This window comes from Nonomuraea sp. NPDC049158 (assembly GCF_040648335.1).
GTDB lineage: Bacteria > Actinomycetota > Actinomycetes > Streptosporangiales > Streptosporangiaceae > Nonomuraea.
On sequence record NZ_JBEZDM010000007.1, the window covers coordinates 183,210 to 201,427 of the forward strand.

The window sequence follows — 18,218 nt, forward strand, 5'->3', positions numbered from 1 at the left end:
GCCTACGCGCCGGTGGGCCAGTACTCGTCCTTCAGCAACCGCTTGTAGAGCTTGCCCGTGGGGTGGCGCGGGAGCTCCACGCGGAAGTCCACCGACTTGGGACACTTGTAGTGGGCCAGCCGCGCCCGGCAGTACTCGATCAGCTCCGCCTCCAGCCCCGGCCCCGCCTCGTCCATCGACACCGGCTGCACCACGGCCTTGACCTGCTCGCCCATCTCCTCGTCGGGCACGCCGAAGACGGCCACGTCGGCGACCTTCGGGTGCAGGCACAGGATGTTCTCCGCCTCCTGCGGGTAGATGTTCACGCCGCCCGAGATGATCATGTACGAGCGGCGGTCCGTGAGGTAGAGGAAGCCGTCGGCGTCCAGGTAACCGATGTCGCCGAGCGTGGTCCAGCCCCTCCCCTGAGGGTCCTGGACGGAGCGGGTCTTGTCGGGGTCGCCGTGGTATTCGAAGCGGGTGGAGCTCTCGAAGTAGATCGTGCCGTGTTCGCCGGCCGGCAGTTCGTCGCCGTCCTCGTCGCAGACGCGCACGGTGCCGAGCAGCGAGCGGCCGACGGTGCCCCGGTGCTCCAGCCAGTCCTGCGAGCCGGTGTAGAGGAAGCCGTTGCCCTCGGTGCCCGCGTAGTACTCGTGGATGATCGGGCCCCACCAGGCGATCATCTGCTCCTTGACGGGGACGGGGCAGGGGGCGGCGGCGTGGATGGCGCACCGCAGGGACGACAGGTCGTACTTTTTCCTGATCTCGGCGGGCAGTTTGAGCATCTTGATGAAGTGGGTCGGGACGAGCTGCGAATGCGTCACCCCGTACTTCTCGACCAGCTCCAGGTAGCGTTCGGGATCGAAGCGCTCCATCACCACGATCGTCGCGCCGAGCCGCTGGAAGCTCAGGCAGTAGCGCAGCGGCGCGGCGTGGTAGAGCGGCGCGGGCGACAGATAGACACTCTCGGCCGTCGGCGCGAACAGGCCCTGGATGAGCTGGAGCAACATGTTCGGCTCCGTCAGCGGCGTACGCGGCAGAGGGGGCTTGACGCCCTTGGGCCTGCCGGTGGTGCCGGAGGAGTAGAGCATGTCGGAGCCCTGGCACTCGTCGGCGATCGGCGTGGGCAGGTGCCCCGCCACCGCCTCCTCGTAGGAGTCATAGCCCTCGGCGGCGCCGTCCAGCATCAGGCGCAGCTCGACGCCGGGTGTCACGGCGGTGATCGAGGTCGCGACCTCCGCCAGGCTCGCGTCCGAGATGAACACCCGGGCGCCGCAGTTGTTCACGATGTACGCGAGCTCGTCGGTGCCCAGCCGCGAGCTGATCGCCGTGTAGTACAGGCCCGACCGCTGCGCCGCCCAGGCGATGGCCAGGAAGAGCGGATGATTGGGGAGCATGAAGGCGACGTGGTCACCCGGCCGCAGCCCGGCGGCGCGGAACAGGTGGGCCAGCCGGTTGGACTCCTCGTCCAGCTGCCGGTAGGTGACGACCTGGCCGGAGCCGGCCATGATCACAGCGGGCTTGTCGGGGGTGACGGCTGCGATGGCTCCCGGGTACATAACCGAACACTATTCGGGAACGTGCGCGCAATGCCAGCGATCCCGGAAGGCCCGGTGAATACGGCGGAGCCGCGATCTCAGCGTCGAGATCGCGGCTCCGCGTTCTGCTCAGGCGGCGTGATACACGTCCTGCCACCCGGAGTGGAACCCTGTCGGTCCGTGCCGGTTGCCCCTGCTCACGTCCACATAGATGTGGGCCGCGTCCTTACCGGAGAAGGAGAACTCCGCCGGGTGCTTGCCGCAGGTGGAGAAGGACCTGAACGACGAGTGACCGTCGTTGTCGACGACCTTGAAGGTCTCCCACGCGCACTTGTTGTGACCCCACCACTTGTAGTTGGTGAGAGTGCTGTCGACGGTGAAGAAGTAGCTGAACCGCCACTCCCACACGCGCTTCTTGATCTTCTTGACGACGAACTCGCAGTGCTTCTTGTGGGTCTTCTTGTCGAAGGTGCACACCTTCGACTTGACGAAGAACGTCTTCCAGTGCCAGAACTTGAACCGCTTCTTGTCCACGCTCACATGGCCTTCCGCCTTGGCCTTGTGATCGCTGGAGAAGTAGGGTCCCCAGCTCGCGTCGTAGAAGCTCGACGCGGTCGTGGCTGGAGTGGCGGTGGTGACGGTGGTGGCATTGGCCGCTGCCGGTGCGCCGACAGCCACCACAGTGGTGGCTGCGACGCCGATCAGGATTCGCGAAACGAATCGCACTTTGGGGCCTCCTCGGGAGAGGTATTGCTGACCCCGTCTTCGTACGTCTGACCGATTGCCATGCACTTTCAACCGACTTAACACCACAGGTAGCGGGATAAGAGGATTTTCCCGATCTTCCGGATTTATCGGGTATTATCCGGCGGCGATCACGGAACCGGCGTACTTCTGCTTGATGAATTCCTTGACCTTCGGGTCCTGAAGGAGCTTGCTCAAGGTCACGATATTCGCGTCCTTTTCATGCCCAGCAGCCACGACCAGCCCATTGGCGTACGGGTTCCCCTCGGCCTTCTCCAGCACCAGAGCCTGCGAAGCGGGCTTGAGTCCGGCCTCGATGGCGTAGTTGCCGTTGATGACCGCGGCGTCGACGTCGTCGAGCGAGCGGGGCAGCTGCGCGGCCTCCAGCGGCTTGAACACCAGCTTCTTGGGGTTGTCGGTCACGTCACGCTCGGTCGCCGCGGTGCCCGCGCCGTCCTTGAGCTTGACCACGCCGTTGTCGGCGAGCAGCTTGAGCGCGCGGCCCAGGTTGGTGGCGTCGTTGGGCACGGCCACGGTGCCGCCCTGCGGCAGGGCGGTGAGCGCGGTCACCTTCTTGGAGTACAACCCCAGCGGCTCCAGGTGCACCGGCGTGACAAAGCTCAGCTTGGTGCCCTTGGAGGCGTTGAAGTCGTCCAGGTAGGGCTTGTGCTGGAAGAAGTTCGCGTCCAGCTGGCCCTCACTGAGCTGTACGTTCGGCTGCACGTAGTCCGTGAACTCCACGATGTCCAGCTTCAGCCCGGCAGCGGGGGCCAGGTTCTGCTTGACGAAGTTCAGGATCTCCGCGTGCGGGACCGGGCTGGCGCCCACCTTCAGCACGGTGTCGGCGGACTCGGCGGTCTTGCTGGTAGCTCCCTGCGACGTTCCGCATGCGGCGAGCAACAGAGCCAGGGCAATAGCGCCCACAATGTTCCGAAATTTCATTATTTTTCCTTACCTATGCGATAGCCGACGGGCGACCAGGTCGCCCAGGCTCTGGATCAGCTGCACCAACACGACGAGCAGCACGACAGTGACGATCATGAGCAGGGTCTCGAACCGCTGGTACCCGTACCTGACGGCCAGGTCCCCCAGCCCGCCCCCGCCGATGGTCCCGGCCATGGCCGAGTAGCCGATGAGCGCGACGACGGTGACGGTCACCGCGGCGACGAGGCCGGGCAGCGCCTCGGGCAGCAGCACCTTCCGCACGATCGTCGTACGACCGGCGCCCATGGCCTGGGCCGCCTGCACCACGTCGGCGCCCACCTCGCGCAACGCCGTCTCCACCAGCCGGGCGAAGAACGGCACCGCCCCCACGGTGAGCGGCACGACCACGGCCGCGGTGCCGATGGTGGTGCCGACGACGAGCCGGGTGAAGGGGATGATGGCGATCATCAGCACGATGAACGGCAGCGACCGGCCCACGTTCACCACGACGCCCAGCACCGACTTCAACGCCGGCGCCGGCCGCAGCCCGCCTCGATCGAACACCACGAGCGCCACTCCCAGCGGCAGCCCGAACAGCACGGTGAAGAGAGTCGACCAGCCGACCATCTGCGCGGTCTGCCCGGCCGCCTCCCAGAGCAACGGCCCCATCTCATCCCAGGTCATGCCGACTCCTCCGTGCTGTGCCGTACAAGAAACGTCGTCATGACACCAGCACCCCCCGCGAGCGCAGGAAGGCCAGCGCGCCGGCCTCCTCGCCCCCCGAGAGGGACACCCGCAGGCGGCCGACGGCGCCACCGGCGAGGTCCTCGATCGAGCCGCCCAGGATGTTCACGTCCACGTCGAACTTGCGCACCACCTCCGACACCACCGCCTGCCGCGGGTCGCCGGTGAAGGTGAGCGTGACCGAGCCCGCGGGCGCCGGTTCGGGCAGCGGGAAGATCTCGCGCGTCAGTCGCGATCCCGGCGTCCTGATGAGGTCGGCGATCGTGCCCGACTCCTCGACGCGGCCGTCCGCCATGATGGCGACCGAGTCGCAGACGCTCTTGACCACGTTCATCTCGTGGGTGATCAGCAGGATCGTCAGGCCGAGCTCGGTGTTGAGCCGCTTGAGCAGGGCCAGGATCGACTGCGTGGTGGCCGGGTCGAGCGCCGAGGTGGCCTCGTCCGACAGCAGGACCGACGGGTTGCCCGCGAGCGCTCTGGCGATGCCGACGCGCTGCTTCTGCCCGCCCGACAGCTGGTTCGGGCGGTCGCCGCCCCGGCCGCCGAGGCCGACCAGGTCGAGGAGCTCGGCGACGCGGCGCTCCCGCTCGGCCTTGGGCACGCCCATGACCTCCAGCGGGAAGGCGACGTTCCCGGCGACCGTGCGCGAGGAGAGGAGCGCGAAGTGCTGGTGGATCATGCCGATGCGCTGCCTGGCGCGGTTGAGCTCGCCGCTGCGCAGCGCGGTCAGGTCCTGTCCGGCGACGGTGACGGTGCCCGCGGTGGGGCGTTCGAGCAGGTTGACGCAGCGCAGGAGGGTGCTCTTGCCCGCGCCGCTCTGGCCGAGCACGCCGTAGATCTCGCCTTCGCGTACGTGCAGGCTGACCCCGTCGAGAGCGACGGTGTTCCCGTACACCTTGCGCAGGCCGGACGCCTGAATCACGAAAAATCCCCACCACTAAGAGCGGCAGCACGCCGCTGGAATCGACATCACCATCGTTGGAGGGCCCGCGGGCGGGCGGTCTAACGGGTGCCGGGGTGGAAGGGCAGGTGGCTCAGCCTGCGCAGCACGAAAGTGGGAGTAAGCAACATGGGTGACCTTCGAGGAGGGACGGCTGGTTAGCGGATCTGGCAGCCCATAGCGGACATTCGCCCCATACAGCAACATCCGGCGCCGCCGCGGGCGCTCTGGTCTGTCACGTATGCCTCGTTCACGCCACTGTTAACGGCCTGACCGCTTCCCGCTATTCCCTACTTCCTCGGTGACCTGCGTCACGACGCTCCAACTGTGCGCCGGGACGACGGCCGGATCGGTCACGCCGTGCCGGGGCTCGGCCGGGTCGGCACGGCCGATCGGGAAGTGGTGCGGCTGGTCGCCGAGGTTCAGCAGCGTGACGATCTCCGTCCCGTCGCCGCCGCCGTCGCGGGGGCGGGAGCGGAGGGCCACGGCCGTGTTGGTCAGGTGCTCGGCGGTGGTACGGGCTCTGACCAGCCACGGGTGGCGCCTGCGCAGGCCGATGAGCCGCTGGTGCAGCCGGTAGACCTCGATCCCGTCCGGGGCGAGGCCGCCGGGCTCCGCCGGGAACTCCGGCCTGATCGCGTCGTCACCACCCACCCGCTCCTCCTTCAGCCCCTGGAAGGCCTGCTCGTCGCCGTAATAGACGCTCGGCAGGCCGCCGACGGTGAAGAGCACGGCCAGGGCGTGGCCGAGGTGCAGGGGGTTCTCGAGCCGGGTGGCGAGCCTGGTGACGTCGTGATTCCCGACGAAGGTGAGGGGGACGAAGGTGTCCAGCAACCCGTCGTGGCGGTCGAGGGCCCAGGCCAGCTCGAAGAGGTTCCGGTCGTTCAGGGAGCTCCAGATGGCCTTCCACAGCTCGTACTGGGTGACGGAGTCGAGCCCCGACTCGGCGACATATCCGGCATAGTCGCCGTGGATCACCTCGCCGCCGAACCACGCCTCCGGATGCCGCGCCCGCACGCCGGGCAGCACCTCCCGCCAGAACGACGCCGGTACGGCATAGGCCGCGTCGAGCCGCCAGCCCGCGGCGCCGCGGTCGAGCCAGTGGTTCAGCACGGCGGCGACGTGGTCTCGCACGGCCGGTTCCGCGTGGTCGAGCGCGACGAGCCCCGGATGCCCCTCGAACACCTCGTAGCCGCCGGGTCCCTTCCTGAACCATCGCTCGTCCGCCTGGAACGACCGGCCGACGTGGTTGAACACGCCGTCGAGGATGATCCGGAGTCCGCGCCGCCGCGCCTGGGCGACGAGGGAGTCGAAGTCGGCGTCATCGCCGAGGCGGGGGTCGATCCTGAAGTGGTCGACGGTGTCGTACCCGTGGGTCTCGGCGGCGAAGATCGGCCCGAGCTGCAGCCCCGAACAGCCCAGCTCCACGACGTAGTCCAGCCACGCCTCGAGGTGGCGCAGCCGGTGCCGCACGCCCGCCTGGGCGGCGGCAGGGGCTCCGGTGAAGCCGAGCGGGTAGACCTGCCACCAGATCGCATGGTCAGTCCACGATGGCACGTACGCTCCTCTCTCGGCGTACTGTCCAGGGTAGATAGCCGATCCCCAGGGCCAGCACGCAGCCTATGGCCGTGTCCGCCAGCCGGTACCCGATCGTGGCGGGGGCCACTCTTCCGCCGCCCTCCATGAGCAGCAGGACGAGCGGCGTCATGACGGTCGCGTACAGGGTGTACTGGCGATCCTTGAGCACCGGCCTGACCGCGGCCAGCGCCGAAACGAGCAGCACGAACAGCCACGACGGCGGCACCCACAGCAGCGCGGCGGACCCGGCCAGCACTCCGGCGGCGGTGCCCGCGGCCCGCTCGATCGCGCGCCGCGGCGCGCCGTCCAGCCGCCGCCTGACCACGATCACGACGGTCACGGCGATCCAGGAGGCGTTCGGCTGCGGCCACACGAGGCCGATGATCTCGGCCGCGGCCAGGCAGGTGGTCAGGCGGATGGCGTACTGCCAGCCGCGCACGGTCCCGAGCGTCCGCCACCAGCGCTTCAGAAGCGCTCTGCTGGTGGGCTTGGGGCTCGTCCGCTCCCCCTGTGGTGGCCGGGCGACCAGCGTGGTGACCAGCAGGCCCCAGATCGCTCCTCCGGCGAGGAGCACGGCGGCGGCGACGGGCGCGGCGTCCTGGGCCAGGCCGGTCGTGACGACCATGAAGACGATGAAGCGCGTGGTGTGCTCGGCCATGGGACGGCTCATCCCGCCCACCACCGCCGCCACAGCCGCGACGAGCACGACGGTCACCGCCGTGATCCAGCCATGCCCCCCGGCGACAGCACCGATGAGCCCCGCCGCGGTGGTGGCCACCAGTGCGCAGCCTCCGCGCACCAGCCCCTCAGCCAAAGAGCCGCCCCCGGCGGGTACGGCGACGCCGTCGGCGCGCGTCGTGCCCGCCAAGACTCCGCCCACTCCGCTTACGGCGAGGGCGCCGATGGCGGCCAGCGCGCCCAGGGCGGGATATCCCGCGGCCACACCCCATGCGACCGGGCCGCCGAGCCCCAGCGCGGCGGCGAGCATGCGTCGCGTCTCGATCCCCACGTCGGCACCTCCCGACGCGGGAGCCTAGCATCATTCATACGCACTGCGTAGTAAATATTCGGTTAACGCTAAGTGCGTGCGGATATTTAGTAAGTGATAGCGTAATAGTCATGGACGACGAGGAACTACGAGCCACGGCCGTGTCACTCCGCCGCGCGGCCGTCGGCCTGGCGCGGCGCCTGCGCGAGGAGCGCCCCGTACACGGCCTCGGCGCCCTGGCCCTCTCCCTGCTCGGGCACCTGCACCGGCGTGGCGCCATGACCGCCGGAGAGCTGGCATCGGCCGAACACCTGCAACCCCAGTCCGTCACCCGCGTCCTCGCCGCACTGGACGAGCAGGGCCTGATCCGCCGCTCCCGCGACGAGGACGACCGCCGCCGGCACCACATCGTCCTCACCGAACGCGGCACCGCGCTGCTCACCGAGCAGGCCGGCACCACGGACGTGTGGCTGGCCCAGGCGATGGCACAGCGGCTCACCCCGGCGGAGTGCCGCATCCTGGCCGTCGCCGCCGACCTGCTCGACCAGCTGCACGCAGACCCGCTCAACGGACGTGGGGCTCAGGGGCCTGGCCTCTGAGTCGGGCGTAGGCCGCGGGTGGCATGCCGACGGCGGCGGTGAAGTCGCGGGTCAGGTGCGCCTGGTCGGTGTAGCCGAGTTCGGTGGCCAGCGTGGCGAGATCGAGGCCCTGGTAGACCCGTTCCGCGGCCTCGTGCAGCCGGAAACGGCGGATCACCCACTTGGGGCCGATACCGACATAGTCCCGGAACAACCGCTGCAGCGAACGCACTGACCGCCCCGACTTGGCGGCCAGCTCATCGACCCTGGTCATGGACACGTCGTCCTCCACCATCGCCACCAGCGCCGCGACCTCCTCGGCCAGCGGATCCGGCTCCGGCCCCACACTCAGCAGGAACGTCTCGATGAGCGCTATGGCGGCCTGGGGATCGGGCTCCGCCAGGACCCGCTCGACCAAGGTCGCGCCCGCCGCGTCGTACATCTCGCCGATCTCCACGAAGCGGTCGGTCAGCTCGGAAACCGGGCCGCCGAGAAACGGCCGGAAGCCGCCGGGGCGGAAGCGCGTGCCGAGCACCCGGCCACTGCCCCGCATCGTGTACGAGAACCCGCCCCTGATCACTCCCGCGATCCGGTGAAAGTCCTGGGTGATGGTCATGTTCACGGTGGGATGGGAGACGATGCGCTGTTCGTACGGCTCGGCGAGGTCGGTCCAGGTGACGACCCAGAAGTGCTCCACATACGCCGAAATTTCGGGCGATGGCGCCTGGCGGGCGAAATTGAAGGCGTTAAGTCCCGCGTACGGGTCGACCCAGCCGCGCTGTCGCGTTTCTACAAGCCGCGCCTGCGGTGGGCGGGGCACCATGGCTGCCATGGACGACATGATGCCGCTGATGACGCGTGCCACCGAACGTACCTCTGGGTTGGTGGGCGCGGTGCGAGAGGACCAGTTGGGGTCGCCGACGCCGTGCGCGAAGTTCGACGTCAAGGAGTTGATCAACCACCTGGAGTGGGTGGCGCAGATGTTCGAGTCGCTGGCGCATAAGGGGCCGCGCCTGGAGCAGGGGCCCTACGCGGGCGACTTCCCCGAGCGAGCGGAGCGCACACTCGCCGCCTGGTCGCGGCGTGAGGCATGGGAGGGGACCAGCCCTGACATGGGGCTGCCGATGACCGCGCTGGCCCACATGTACCTCATCGACCTGGTCGTGCACGGCTGGGACCTGGCCAGGGCCACCGGTCAGCAGTACTCGCCGGAGCCCGAGGCCGTCTCACGGGCCGTGGAGTTCACCGACCGGATGGTGGAGATGGGCAGGCAGCGCGGCGTCTTCGGGCCGCCGGTGGCGGTGCCGGACGACGCCCCGGCGTTCGACCGCCTGCTGGGCCTCATCGGCCGGGATCCGACCTGGACACCGTGATCTTCGGTTGACCGGGGGTCTGCGGTTGGTGGGTCGGCCACACTACGCGTTCGCGTCGGTCATCCGGCGGTAGGGGTCGCGCAGCGGGGTGACGCGTTCGGCGAAGTCGGCCTTGATCCTGGCCATGCGCGGCCCCGGGGCGTAGAAGCGGCCCTTGGTCTCGCCGTACGGCTGGAGCCAGCCCTTGGCGGCGAGGTCGCGCAGGTCGCGGGCGGCCTGGCCCTGACTGAGCCCTTCGTCGGCCTGGTAGCGGCTCCTGCGCAGGCGCCTATTGACGAACACCTCGTAGAGGGCGGAAACGCTCCGGCTGTTGAGACCGTCGGCGTCCACCTGCTCCTCCAGCAGCATCCAGATCTCCCCGGCCTCGGCCAGACGCTGCCGGACCCGCTGGGCCTGGAGATGGTGGGCCCGCAGGCAGAATCGCACCCAGGACAGCATCTCGTCGTGCGGCCGCCACGAGCCCTGCTGGATCTCCCGGAGCGCGCGGTAGTAGTCAACCGTGTTCTCGCCCAGGCCGAGCCACTCCTCAATTGAAGAGAACTCAGGGGTGAGAATCTGCTCGCGGCCGAGGACCAGTGTCTGCAAGGCGCGCGACATCCTCCCGTTGCCGTCGCGCCACGGGTGGATCGCGACCAGGTTGAAGTGCGCCATCGCACCACGCACGTAGCTTGGCGCATCGAGATCTCCGGTGTTCAGCCACGTGACGAGCTCGTCGAGCAACCCCGGCACCTCTTCGGCGTCCGGGCCCTCGTAGACCACCTCTCCTGTCGCGGCGTTGCGAACATAGATGCCGCCGGGGCGTACTACTCCAGGCGTCTTGTCACGGTGGTGGCCGATCATCATGAAATTGAGCGCGTTGAGCAGCCCCACGTCGAAGCGGAAGGTGGGAGCGCGTGAAAGCATCTGGATATAGGTCAGCGCCTGCTGGTAACCCGCGATCTCCCGCGTCACCGAGGCCGACGTCTCCAGCGGCTCCTCCCCCGCCATGATCGACTCGATGTCCTCGACGCTGGCCCGATAGCCCTCGATCGAGTTGGACCCCTGAATCGCCCGCGCCTGCAGTTGCCTGCGGAGCTGTCCGTCCCAACGGTGCGTCTCGGCCAGGCGATATTTCAAGTCGCGCCGCATGTCTTCGATCTCCGCGAGCACGCCCTTGTCGGCGGCCTCCAGCGCGGGCGTGTCGTACAACATGAACCCAGGAAAGCATGAGCGAATCATTCAGTCAAACGAACGGATAATTCGCCCAAATAGCCAAAAGCCCCGCCGTACCGAAGTACGACGGGGCAGATGGGTGATGGGTCAGGCCGCGACCGGGGAGGCGACCTGAGCCGGGGTCAGAGCGATGTCGAGGACCTCGCGCACGTCGCTGACCGGGTGGATCGTCAGCTCGTTGCGCACCTCCTCGGGCACGTCGTCCAGGTCCGGCTCGTTGCGGGCCGGGATGAGGACCGTGGTGATGCCCGCCCGGTGCGCCGCCAGCAGCTTCTGCTTGACGCCGCCGATCGGCAGCACCCGGCCGGTGAGGGAGATCTCACCGGTCATGGCCACGTCACTGCGTACCGTACGACCGGACAGGAGCGAGGCCAGCGCGGTCGTCAGCGTCACGCCCGCCGAGGGGCCGTCCTTGGGCACGGCGCCCGCGGGGAAGTGGACGTGGACCGAGCGGTCCTTGAACGCGGTGACCGGCAGCTCCAGCTCCGCGCCGTGCGAGCGCAGGTAGGAGAGCGCGATCCGGGCCGACTCCTTCATCACGTCGCCGAGCTGGCCCGTGAGCGTGAGCCCGGTCTCGCCGGTCTCCGGCTCGGCCAGCGACGCCTCGACGTAGAGGACGTCGCCGCCCGCGCCGGTGACCGCCAGACCGGTCGCCACGCCGGGCACCGAGGTGCGCTGGGTGGCCTCCGGCAGCGACGACTCCGGCACGAACCTGGGGCGGCCGATGTAGCCGACCAGGTCGTCCTCGCCGACCGTGACGGGCAGCTCGTTCTTGGCCGCGACCTTGCGCAGGATGCGGGCGACCGAGCGCTCCAGGGACCGTACGCCGGCCTCCCGGGTGTATTCGGCGGCCAGCCTGCGCAGCGCCGCGTCCTCGACGCCCACCTCGTCGGCGGTCAGGCCGGCGAGGTCGAGCTGCCGGGGCAGCAGGTGGTCACGGGCGATCGCCACCTTCTCGTCCTCGGTGTAGCCGTCGAGCGTGACGACCTCCATGCGGTCGAGCAGCGGCCCGGGGATCGCCTCCAGGACGTTGGCCGTCGCCAGGAACAGCACGTCGGACAGGTCCAGCTCGACCTCGAGGTAGTGGTCGCGGAACGTGTGGTTCTGCGCCGGGTCGAGCACTTCGAGCAGGGCCGCCGTCGGGTCGCCGCGGTAGTCGGCGCCGACCTTGTCGACCTCGTCGAGCAGGACGACCGGGTTCATCGACCCGGCCTCGCGGATGGCGCGGACGATGCGGCCGGGCAGCGCGCCGACGTAGGTGCGCCGGTGACCGCGGATCTCCGCCTCGTCACGGACGCCGCCGAGCGCGACGCGGACGAACTTGCGGCCCATCGCCCGCGCGACGGACTCGCCCAGCGAGGTCTTGCCCACTCCGGGAGGCCCGGCGAGCGCGAGTACGGCGCCGCTGCGACGCCCGCCCACCACGCCGAAGCCCTTGTCCTGGCGGCGCTTGCGCACGGCCAGGTGCTCGATGACGCGGTCCTTCACGTCGGCCAGGCCGGTGTGGTCGGCGTCCAGCACCGCACGGGCGCCGGTGATGTCGTAGTTGTCCTCGGTCCGCTCGTTCCAGGGCAGGTCGAGAACGGTGTCGAGCCAGGTACGGATCCAGCCGGTCTCGGGAGACTGGTCGGACGTACGCTCCAGCTTGTCGACCTCCTTGAGCGCGGCCTCGCGCACCTTCTCCGGCAGGTCGGCGGCCTCGACGCGGGCCCGGTAGTCCTCTTCCTCGGTCTCGGTGGAGTCGCCGTTGAGTTCCTTGAGCTCCTTACGGACCGCGGCGAGCTGCTGGCGCAGCAGGAACTCACGCTGCTGCTTGTCCATGCCCTCCTGGACGTCCTTGCGGATCGTCTCGGCGACGTCCAGCTCGGCCAGGTGCTCACGCGACCACTCGACCAGCCTGGCCAGCCGCTCGGCCGGGTCGGCGGCCTCCAGCAGCTCGACCTTCTGGGCCGTCGTCAGCCAAGGGGTGTAGCCGGAGCTGTCGGCCAGCACCGACGGGTCGTCGATCTGGTTGACCTGATCGACCACCTGCCAGGCGCCGCGCTTCTGCAGGATCGTGGTGGCCAGGGCCTTGTACTCCTTGGCCAGCTCCTGGGCGCGCTCACCGGCGGCGACGGTGTCGATCGTGATGGCCTCCACCCAAAGGGCGGCGCCGGGGCCGGTCGTGCCGGTGCCGACGCGCACGCGGTCGACGCCGCGCACCACGGCGGCGGGCTCGCCACCGGGCAGCCTCCCGACCTGCTCGACAACGGCCTGCACGCCGACAGCGCCGTAACGGCCGTCGATCCGGGGAACGAGAAGGACCCGCGGCTTGTTACCACCGGATGCCTGAGCCGCGTCTATGGCCGCCCGCACCTCGGAGTCGGACAGGTCCAGCGGAACCACCATGCCCGGCAGGACGACCTCGTCGTCCAGCGGCAGGACCGGGAGGATCAAGCTCTCACTCATACGAACTCCAAAGGGTTGAGTTATATGGACTCAAGTCATTAGAGCCCGTCATTGTTCCCAGGCTTGCCGATGTTCGCTCACGGCGATCGTAATTATGTAAGCCACCCCTACCTGAGGATGACGACCCAGGGTTGATGCCCGCCCGTCCACGCCCCCGTAGGGTGATCGCGTGTTCTCGGCAGTCGTGCGGCCCTTCGCGCTGGCGCTGTATCAGGGCGACGCGGATCCGCCGTCGCCCAGCTCGCAGCGACTGCGTCTCCGGCTGCCCCTCGTCGGCGTCGTCGATCTGATTCCGATCGCCGGCATCGTCCTGGCCCTGATCCTTTACGGCACCACGCTGTCGCAGCTGATGGACTGGAACACCACCGGCACCCGGCGGATGTCCGAGCCGCTGCTCTATTTCACCGCCGCGGCCATCTCCCTGCCCGTGGCGATGCGCGACCGATGGCCGCTGGCTGCCTGGCGGGCGACCATGGTCATGCTGCCGGTCGTTCTCTGGGTGACCCGGGCGGTCGGCACGAGCGATCCGCCCTACATGCTCGGGCTGGCGGTGATGTACCCGTTGGTGACCTATTCGGTCGCCGTGCGCTGCGAGCGCCGGATCACCATCGCCGTGTGGGTGATCAGCTTCCTGACCGGGTGGATCATCGACCCCAACTCGCTCTACCTCGTCACGATCATGGTGACGGTCGCCGCCCTGTTCGGCTACAACGTGCGCGTCCGCCGCAACGCCACGGCCAGACTCGCCGAGGAGGAGCGGCGCTCGCGGCTGGCCGAAGGCGCGCAGGCCGTGCTCGAAGAGCGCGCCAGGATCGCGCGCGAGCTCCATGACGTGGTCGCCCACCACATGTCGGTGATCGCCATCCAGGCCGAGGCGGTGCCGCTCAAGGCGGCCGGCGATCCCGCGCGGCTGGAGGCGGGCCTGGCCGAGATCCGCAGCCTGTCCCTGGAGGCCATCGCCGAGCTGCGCCAGGTGCTCGGCGTGCTGCGCGACCAGGACGGCCGCACCGACACCGCGCCGCAGCCCGGCCTCGACCGGCTGGACGAGCTCGTGTCCAACGCCCGCGCCGCCGGGCTCACCGTGGGGGTCGAGCTGCCGGATCAGCCGCTCGGGGAGCTGCCGCCCGCCGTCGGGCTCTCCGCCTACCGGATCGTGCAGGAGTCGCTGAGCAACGCGATGCGGCACGCGCCCGGCGCCACGGTCACGGTCGCCGTCGCGCGCGCCGACGACGCCTTACGACTCCACGTCACCAACGGCCCCGGCGCCGCGCCCGGCGGCCCGGAGGGGACCGCTCAGGGGCTGGTGGGCATGCGGGAGAGGGCGGCGCTGCTCGGCGGCACGTTGGAGGCGGGACCCATCGAAGGAGGCGGTTTCCAGGTGGCCGCGAGGTTACCGATCGCCGGGGCGGAGGAGACGGCGTGATCCGGGTGCTGATCGCGGACGACCAGGGAATGGTGCGCACCGGGTTCACGGTGTTCCTGAGCGCGCAGGCAGACATCGAGGTCGTGGGTGAGGCGGCCAACGGCGAGGAGGCGGTGCGGCGGGCGGCCGAGCTGCGACCCGACGTGGTGCTCATGGACGTACGCATGCCGGTCATGGACGGGCTGACGGCGACCAGGCGGCTCCTGTCGTCGGGCGACGGCCCGAAGGTCCTCATCCTGACCACCTTCGACCTCGACGACTACGTCTACGAGGCGCTGCGGGCGGGGGCGAGCGGGTTCCTGCTCAAGGACGCCTCGGCCGTTCAACTCGCCGAGGCCGTGCGGGTCGTCGCGGCGGGCGACGCCCTCATCGCCCCGGCGGTCACCAAGCGGCTGATCCACGAGTTCGCCCGGCTGGGCGCGCCCCGGGCGCCGACGGTTAGGCGACTGGCGGAGCTGACCGAGCGCGAGACGGAGGTGCTCGCGCTGGTGGCGCAGGCGATGTCCAACCAGGAGATCGCGGACAAGCTGGTGGTGGCGGAGCAGACGGTCAAGACCCATGTGGGGCGGGTGCTGATGAAACTGGGTCTGCGCGACAGGGCACAGGCGATCGTCTACGCGTACGAGACGGGGCTGGTACGCCCGGGCGACTGACGCGTACGGCTGGCTCCACCAGAAGCAGACAGGGCAGACGGGTGACCGCGTGCGCGGACGGGAGACAGGATCTACCGTCTGAGAAATGGACCCGCTTGCGCTATTCCATCAGGTGTCCGCGTCGGTGCCCGCCTATGGGGAGTTCCTCGCCGAGCACGGGGTCAGTCCGGACCAGGTGTCGAGCATGGCCGACTTCGCGCGGTTGCCACTGCTCACCAAGGACGGCTACCTCAACCGCCACCCGCTCCCCCGGCTCTGCCGCGACGGCGTGATCGGCGACATGATCGCGGTCTCGTCCGGTTCGACGGGCACGCCGTCGTTCTGGCCGCGTTCCGTGTCCGACGAGCGGGTGATCGCCGCGCGGTTCGAGGAGGTGTTCCGGGACTCCTTCGAGGCCCGGGAGCGCAGGACGCTGGCCGTCGTCTGCTTCGCGCTCGGCACCTGGGTGGGCGGGCTGTTCACCGTGGCCTGCTGCCGCCACCTGACCGAGCGCGGCTACCCGATCACTGTGGTCGCCCCCGGCAGCGACAAGCGGGAGATCCTTCGCGTACTCCCGCAACTGGCCCCGCACTTCGACCAGGTCGTCCTCCTCGGCTATCCGCCCTTCCTCAAGGACGTCATCGACGCGGGACTGCCCTGGTCCAGATGGAACGTCAAGCTCGTCACGGCCGGTGAGGTGTTCAGCGAGGAGTGGCGCACGCTGGTGGCGGACAGGGCGGGCATCGCCGACCCGGTGCGCGGCATCGCCTCCCTGTACGGCACGGCCGACGCGGGCGTGCTGGGCAACGAGACGCCTCTTTCGGTGGAGATCCGCCGATTCCTGGCCGGACGCCCTGGGGCGGCGAGGGAGCTGTTCGGCGAGTCGCGGCTGCCGACGCTCGTCCAGTACGACCCCGAGGTCCGCTTCTTCGAGGAGCACGAGGGCACGTTGGTGTTCTCGGGCGACAACGGCATCCCTTTGGTCCGCTATCACATCGCCGACGAGGGCGGTATCGTGCCGTTCGAGCGGATGTCGCGCTTCGTACGGCATCACGGCTTCGAACCTTCGGCGACCGGCCCGTCCCGGCCCTTCGTCTACGTGTTCGGGCGCAGCCACTTCACCGTGTCCTACTACGGAGCGAACGTGTACCCGGAGAACATCTCCGTAGGGCTCCAGCAGCCGGCGGTCAGCTCGCTGGTGACCGGAAAGTTCGTCATGGAGGCGGTCGAGGACGACCGACGCGACCGGCACCTGACGGTGACGGTGGAACTCATGCCCGGCGAGAAGCCATCAGAGGAGACGGCCAGACTGGTGGGCGAGTCGATCCTCGAACAGCTGCTCCGGCTCAACAGCGAGTTCGCGGCCTATGTGCCGATGGCCCAGCAAGCGCCGTTCATCCGGCTACGCGAGCTGGGCGACCCCGAGTACTTCCCACCCGGCACCAAACACCGCTACACCCGGGCGTGACGACCATCCCGGCAGGTTGATCCCAGATCGGCCGATCATGTCCACCCGACTGAATGAGGATGTTCATCGCGTGGATCTCGATGTCAGTGTTGATCGGCATGGGTGCTTCCGTAAGTGAGCATCGCGGGAGCCGTCCAGTGGTCCTCGGTGTACTCACCGCGAGGCGATCGGCGGACGATGCCGGTCTCGATGCCGTGTGTTCGCAGTTCCCGCTCTTGGGCTTGCAGGGCCAGGCAGATGCGGCGGGTGACCTCGAAGACCACGGCCGGTCCGGCGATGAGCGCGATGCGGAAGAACCAGGTGACGGTGAACAACGACAAGCTGAAGTGGTGGGCGAACTGGTCGTTGGCGGCCGCCGCCCACAGCAGGCCGTAGAAGGTCATGCCGGCGGCGCCCAGGGCGGTGCGGACAGCGGCCTCACGGGGCCGATCCAGGGGGCGGTGGACTCCTCGATCGCCGGTGAGCCGGCGTTCGATGAGGGGGTAGGCGGCTAGGACGGTGAAGAAGGCGCCCGGCACGACCAGGGCGGGAATGAGGACTGACAGGGTGAGCGGGTGGCCGGCGACGACGGGTTCCCAGCCGGGCATGATGCGGATGGCACCGTCCAGGAAGCCCATGTACCAGTCGGGCACCGCGCCCGCGCTCGTGGTGCCCGGCTTGGCCGGGCCGTACAGCCAGATGGGGTTGATCTGCGCGAGGGCGCCCAGCAGGGTGAGCACGCCGCAGGTGGCGAGGAACAGCGCCAGCGAACTCAGCGGCGGTATGTGGGCCGCGCCCGGGTAGTGGGTACGGCCGTGCCGCTGGAGCAGCCGGCGCCGGACGATGAGCGACCCGATCATGATCGCCGGAACGAGCAGCACGTGCAGCCAGTAGAACAGCGGGATGACCTGCTCACCGGGGACGGCTTCGCCGAAGAGCAGGCCGGTCAGGTAGGTTCCGGCAAGCGGGATGGCTTGGGTGACGCCCTGGATCAGCGCGAGGCTGCCTCCGGACAGCATGTCGTCGGGCAGGATTCCCCCGGTGACGCCCGCGACGATGCCCAGGATGAACAGGCCGACCCAGACCAGCCAGTTCAGACCGTGCGGACGACGGAAGGCGCCGGTGAAGAACAGGCGCAGCAGCTGCAGGCAGATGGCGGCGATGAGGATCAGCGTGGCCCAGTGGTGGACCTGCCGCATCAGCAGACCACCGCGTACCTCCAGGCTGATCTCCAGTGTGGAGGCGAACGCGCGGCTGACCGGCACTCCGCGCAGCGGGGTGTAGTGGCCCTGATAGATCACCTGGGTCATGTCGGGGTCGTAGAAGAAGGTCAGGAAGGCTCCGGTGACGACGAGCACCACCAGGCTGTAGACCGCAATCTGACCGAACAGGAACGACCAGTGGTCGCTACGGCTGCGCGGGCGCGCCACCACCACGTGCGCAAGCCGTAGATGCAGGCCCTTCATGAGTAGACCGAGCGGGGTAGCTCGGAGTCGGCGCTGTCCAGCGGCACCGCATCTCCGGCGCGGCCAAGGTGGGTGTACTGCATGTGTGGTCAAAACCTTCCAGGTAGGGCTGAACTGCTCGGTGAACAGATCCGCGTCCTCGCCCGCGGAGACCATCGCGGCCGGAAGCCTCTGGCCCGAAAGCTGTACGGCCGGCGCCAGCCG

16 protein-coding genes are annotated in these 18,218 nt (G+C 69.1%); 5 read left to right on the top strand and 11 right to left on the bottom strand.

Going from position 1 to position 18,218, the window contains the following annotated elements:
* Positions 1–2: 2 nt before the first annotated feature.
* The 7 genes from AB0B61_RS18120 to AB0B61_RS18150 form a co-directional block, all read right to left on the bottom strand.
* Positions 3–1,538: an AMP-binding protein gene (locus AB0B61_RS18120; RefSeq protein ID WP_358432740.1), complete on the bottom strand. Its 1,536-nt coding sequence runs from the start codon at positions 1,536–1,538 to the stop codon at positions 3–5.
* Positions 1,539–1,646: 108 nt separating this feature from the next.
* Positions 1,647–2,243 (bottom strand): hypothetical protein, encoded by a 597-nt coding sequence (locus AB0B61_RS18125; protein WP_358432742.1) that lies wholly within the window; start codon positions 2,241–2,243, stop codon positions 1,647–1,649.
* 135 nt (positions 2,244–2,378) lie between these two features.
* Positions 2,379–3,203 carry a MetQ/NlpA family ABC transporter substrate-binding protein gene (locus tag AB0B61_RS18130; RefSeq protein WP_358432744.1) on the bottom strand — a complete coding sequence of 275 codons (825 nt, stop codon included), beginning with the start codon at positions 3,201–3,203 and terminating at the stop codon, positions 2,379–2,381.
* A gap of 9 nt (positions 3,204–3,212) precedes the next feature.
* On the bottom strand, positions 3,213–3,869 hold the full coding sequence (locus AB0B61_RS18135) for a methionine ABC transporter permease (protein ID WP_358432746.1): 657 nt from the start codon (positions 3,867–3,869) through the stop codon (positions 3,213–3,215).
* A 37-nt stretch (positions 3,870–3,906) separates the two neighbouring features.
* Positions 3,907–4,851 carry an ATP-binding cassette domain-containing protein gene (locus AB0B61_RS18140; RefSeq protein WP_358432748.1) on the bottom strand — a complete coding sequence of 315 codons (945 nt, stop codon included), beginning with the start codon at positions 4,849–4,851 and terminating at the stop codon, positions 3,907–3,909.
* A 279-nt stretch (positions 4,852–5,130) separates the two neighbouring features.
* Positions 5,131–6,426, bottom strand: coding sequence for an alpha-amylase family glycosyl hydrolase (locus AB0B61_RS18145; protein ID WP_358432750.1), 1,296 nt, complete (start codon positions 6,424–6,426; stop codon positions 5,131–5,133).
* Positions 6,410–7,456, bottom strand: coding sequence for an FUSC family protein (locus AB0B61_RS18150; protein WP_358432752.1), 1,047 nt, complete (start codon positions 7,454–7,456; stop codon positions 6,410–6,412). Before AB0B61_RS18150 ends, AB0B61_RS18145 begins: the two co-directional genes overlap by 17 nt.
* A gap of 110 nt (positions 7,457–7,566) precedes the next feature.
* Between AB0B61_RS18150 and AB0B61_RS18155 the strand changes: the two genes are divergently transcribed.
* On the top strand, positions 7,567–8,034 hold the full coding sequence (locus tag AB0B61_RS18155) for a MarR family transcriptional regulator (RefSeq protein ID WP_358432754.1): 468 nt from the start codon (positions 7,567–7,569) through the stop codon (positions 8,032–8,034).
* On the opposite strand, the gene AB0B61_RS18160 is transcribed toward AB0B61_RS18155, so the two are convergent.
* Positions 8,000–8,845, bottom strand: coding sequence for a helix-turn-helix domain-containing protein (locus AB0B61_RS18160; protein ID WP_358432756.1), 846 nt, complete (start codon positions 8,843–8,845; stop codon positions 8,000–8,002). The genes AB0B61_RS18155 and AB0B61_RS18160 overlap by 35 nt on opposite strands.
* On the opposite strand from AB0B61_RS18160, the gene AB0B61_RS18165 reads away from it, so the two are divergent.
* A complete protein-coding gene (locus tag AB0B61_RS18165) occupies positions 8,844–9,386 on the top strand; it encodes a TIGR03086 family metal-binding protein (RefSeq protein ID WP_358432758.1) in 543 nt (180 codons plus the stop codon). The genes AB0B61_RS18160 and AB0B61_RS18165 overlap by 2 nt on opposite strands.
* A gap of 42 nt (positions 9,387–9,428) precedes the next feature.
* On the opposite strand, the gene AB0B61_RS18170 is transcribed toward AB0B61_RS18165, so the two are convergent.
* On the bottom strand, positions 9,429–10,577 hold the full coding sequence (locus AB0B61_RS18170) for a Fic family protein (RefSeq protein ID WP_358432760.1): 1,149 nt from the start codon (positions 10,575–10,577) through the stop codon (positions 9,429–9,431).
* 108 nt (positions 10,578–10,685) lie between these two features.
* Positions 10,686–13,046, bottom strand: a complete 2,361-nt coding sequence (lon, locus tag AB0B61_RS18175) for an endopeptidase La (protein WP_358432762.1) — start codon at positions 13,044–13,046, stop codon at positions 10,686–10,688.
* Positions 13,047–13,215: 169 nt separating this feature from the next.
* Here lon and AB0B61_RS18180 point away from each other — a divergent pair, with 169 nt between their 5' ends.
* The 3 genes from AB0B61_RS18180 to AB0B61_RS18190 all read left to right on the top strand — a co-directional run bounded on the left by AB0B61_RS18180 (position 13,216) and on the right by AB0B61_RS18190 (position 16,569).
* Entirely contained in the window at positions 13,216–14,469 is a 1,254-nt protein-coding gene (locus tag AB0B61_RS18180; protein WP_358432764.1) for a sensor histidine kinase, read from the top strand.
* A complete protein-coding gene (locus tag AB0B61_RS18185) occupies positions 14,466–15,122 on the top strand; it encodes a response regulator transcription factor (RefSeq protein WP_358432766.1) in 657 nt (218 codons plus the stop codon). Before AB0B61_RS18180 ends, AB0B61_RS18185 begins: the two co-directional genes overlap by 4 nt.
* Positions 15,123–15,207: 85 nt before the next feature.
* On the top strand, positions 15,208–16,569 hold the full coding sequence (locus AB0B61_RS18190; RefSeq protein WP_358432768.1) for a phenylacetate--CoA ligase family protein: 1,362 nt from the start codon (positions 15,208–15,210) through the stop codon (positions 16,567–16,569).
* Positions 16,570–16,652: 83 nt separating this feature from the next.
* Here AB0B61_RS18190 and AB0B61_RS18195 read toward each other — a convergent pair whose 3' ends face one another.
* Complete coding sequence (locus AB0B61_RS18195) at positions 16,653–18,014, bottom strand: cytochrome b N-terminal domain-containing protein (RefSeq protein WP_358432770.1); 1,362 nt, start codon at positions 18,012–18,014, stop codon at positions 16,653–16,655.
* Positions 18,015–18,218 lie beyond the last annotated feature (204 nt).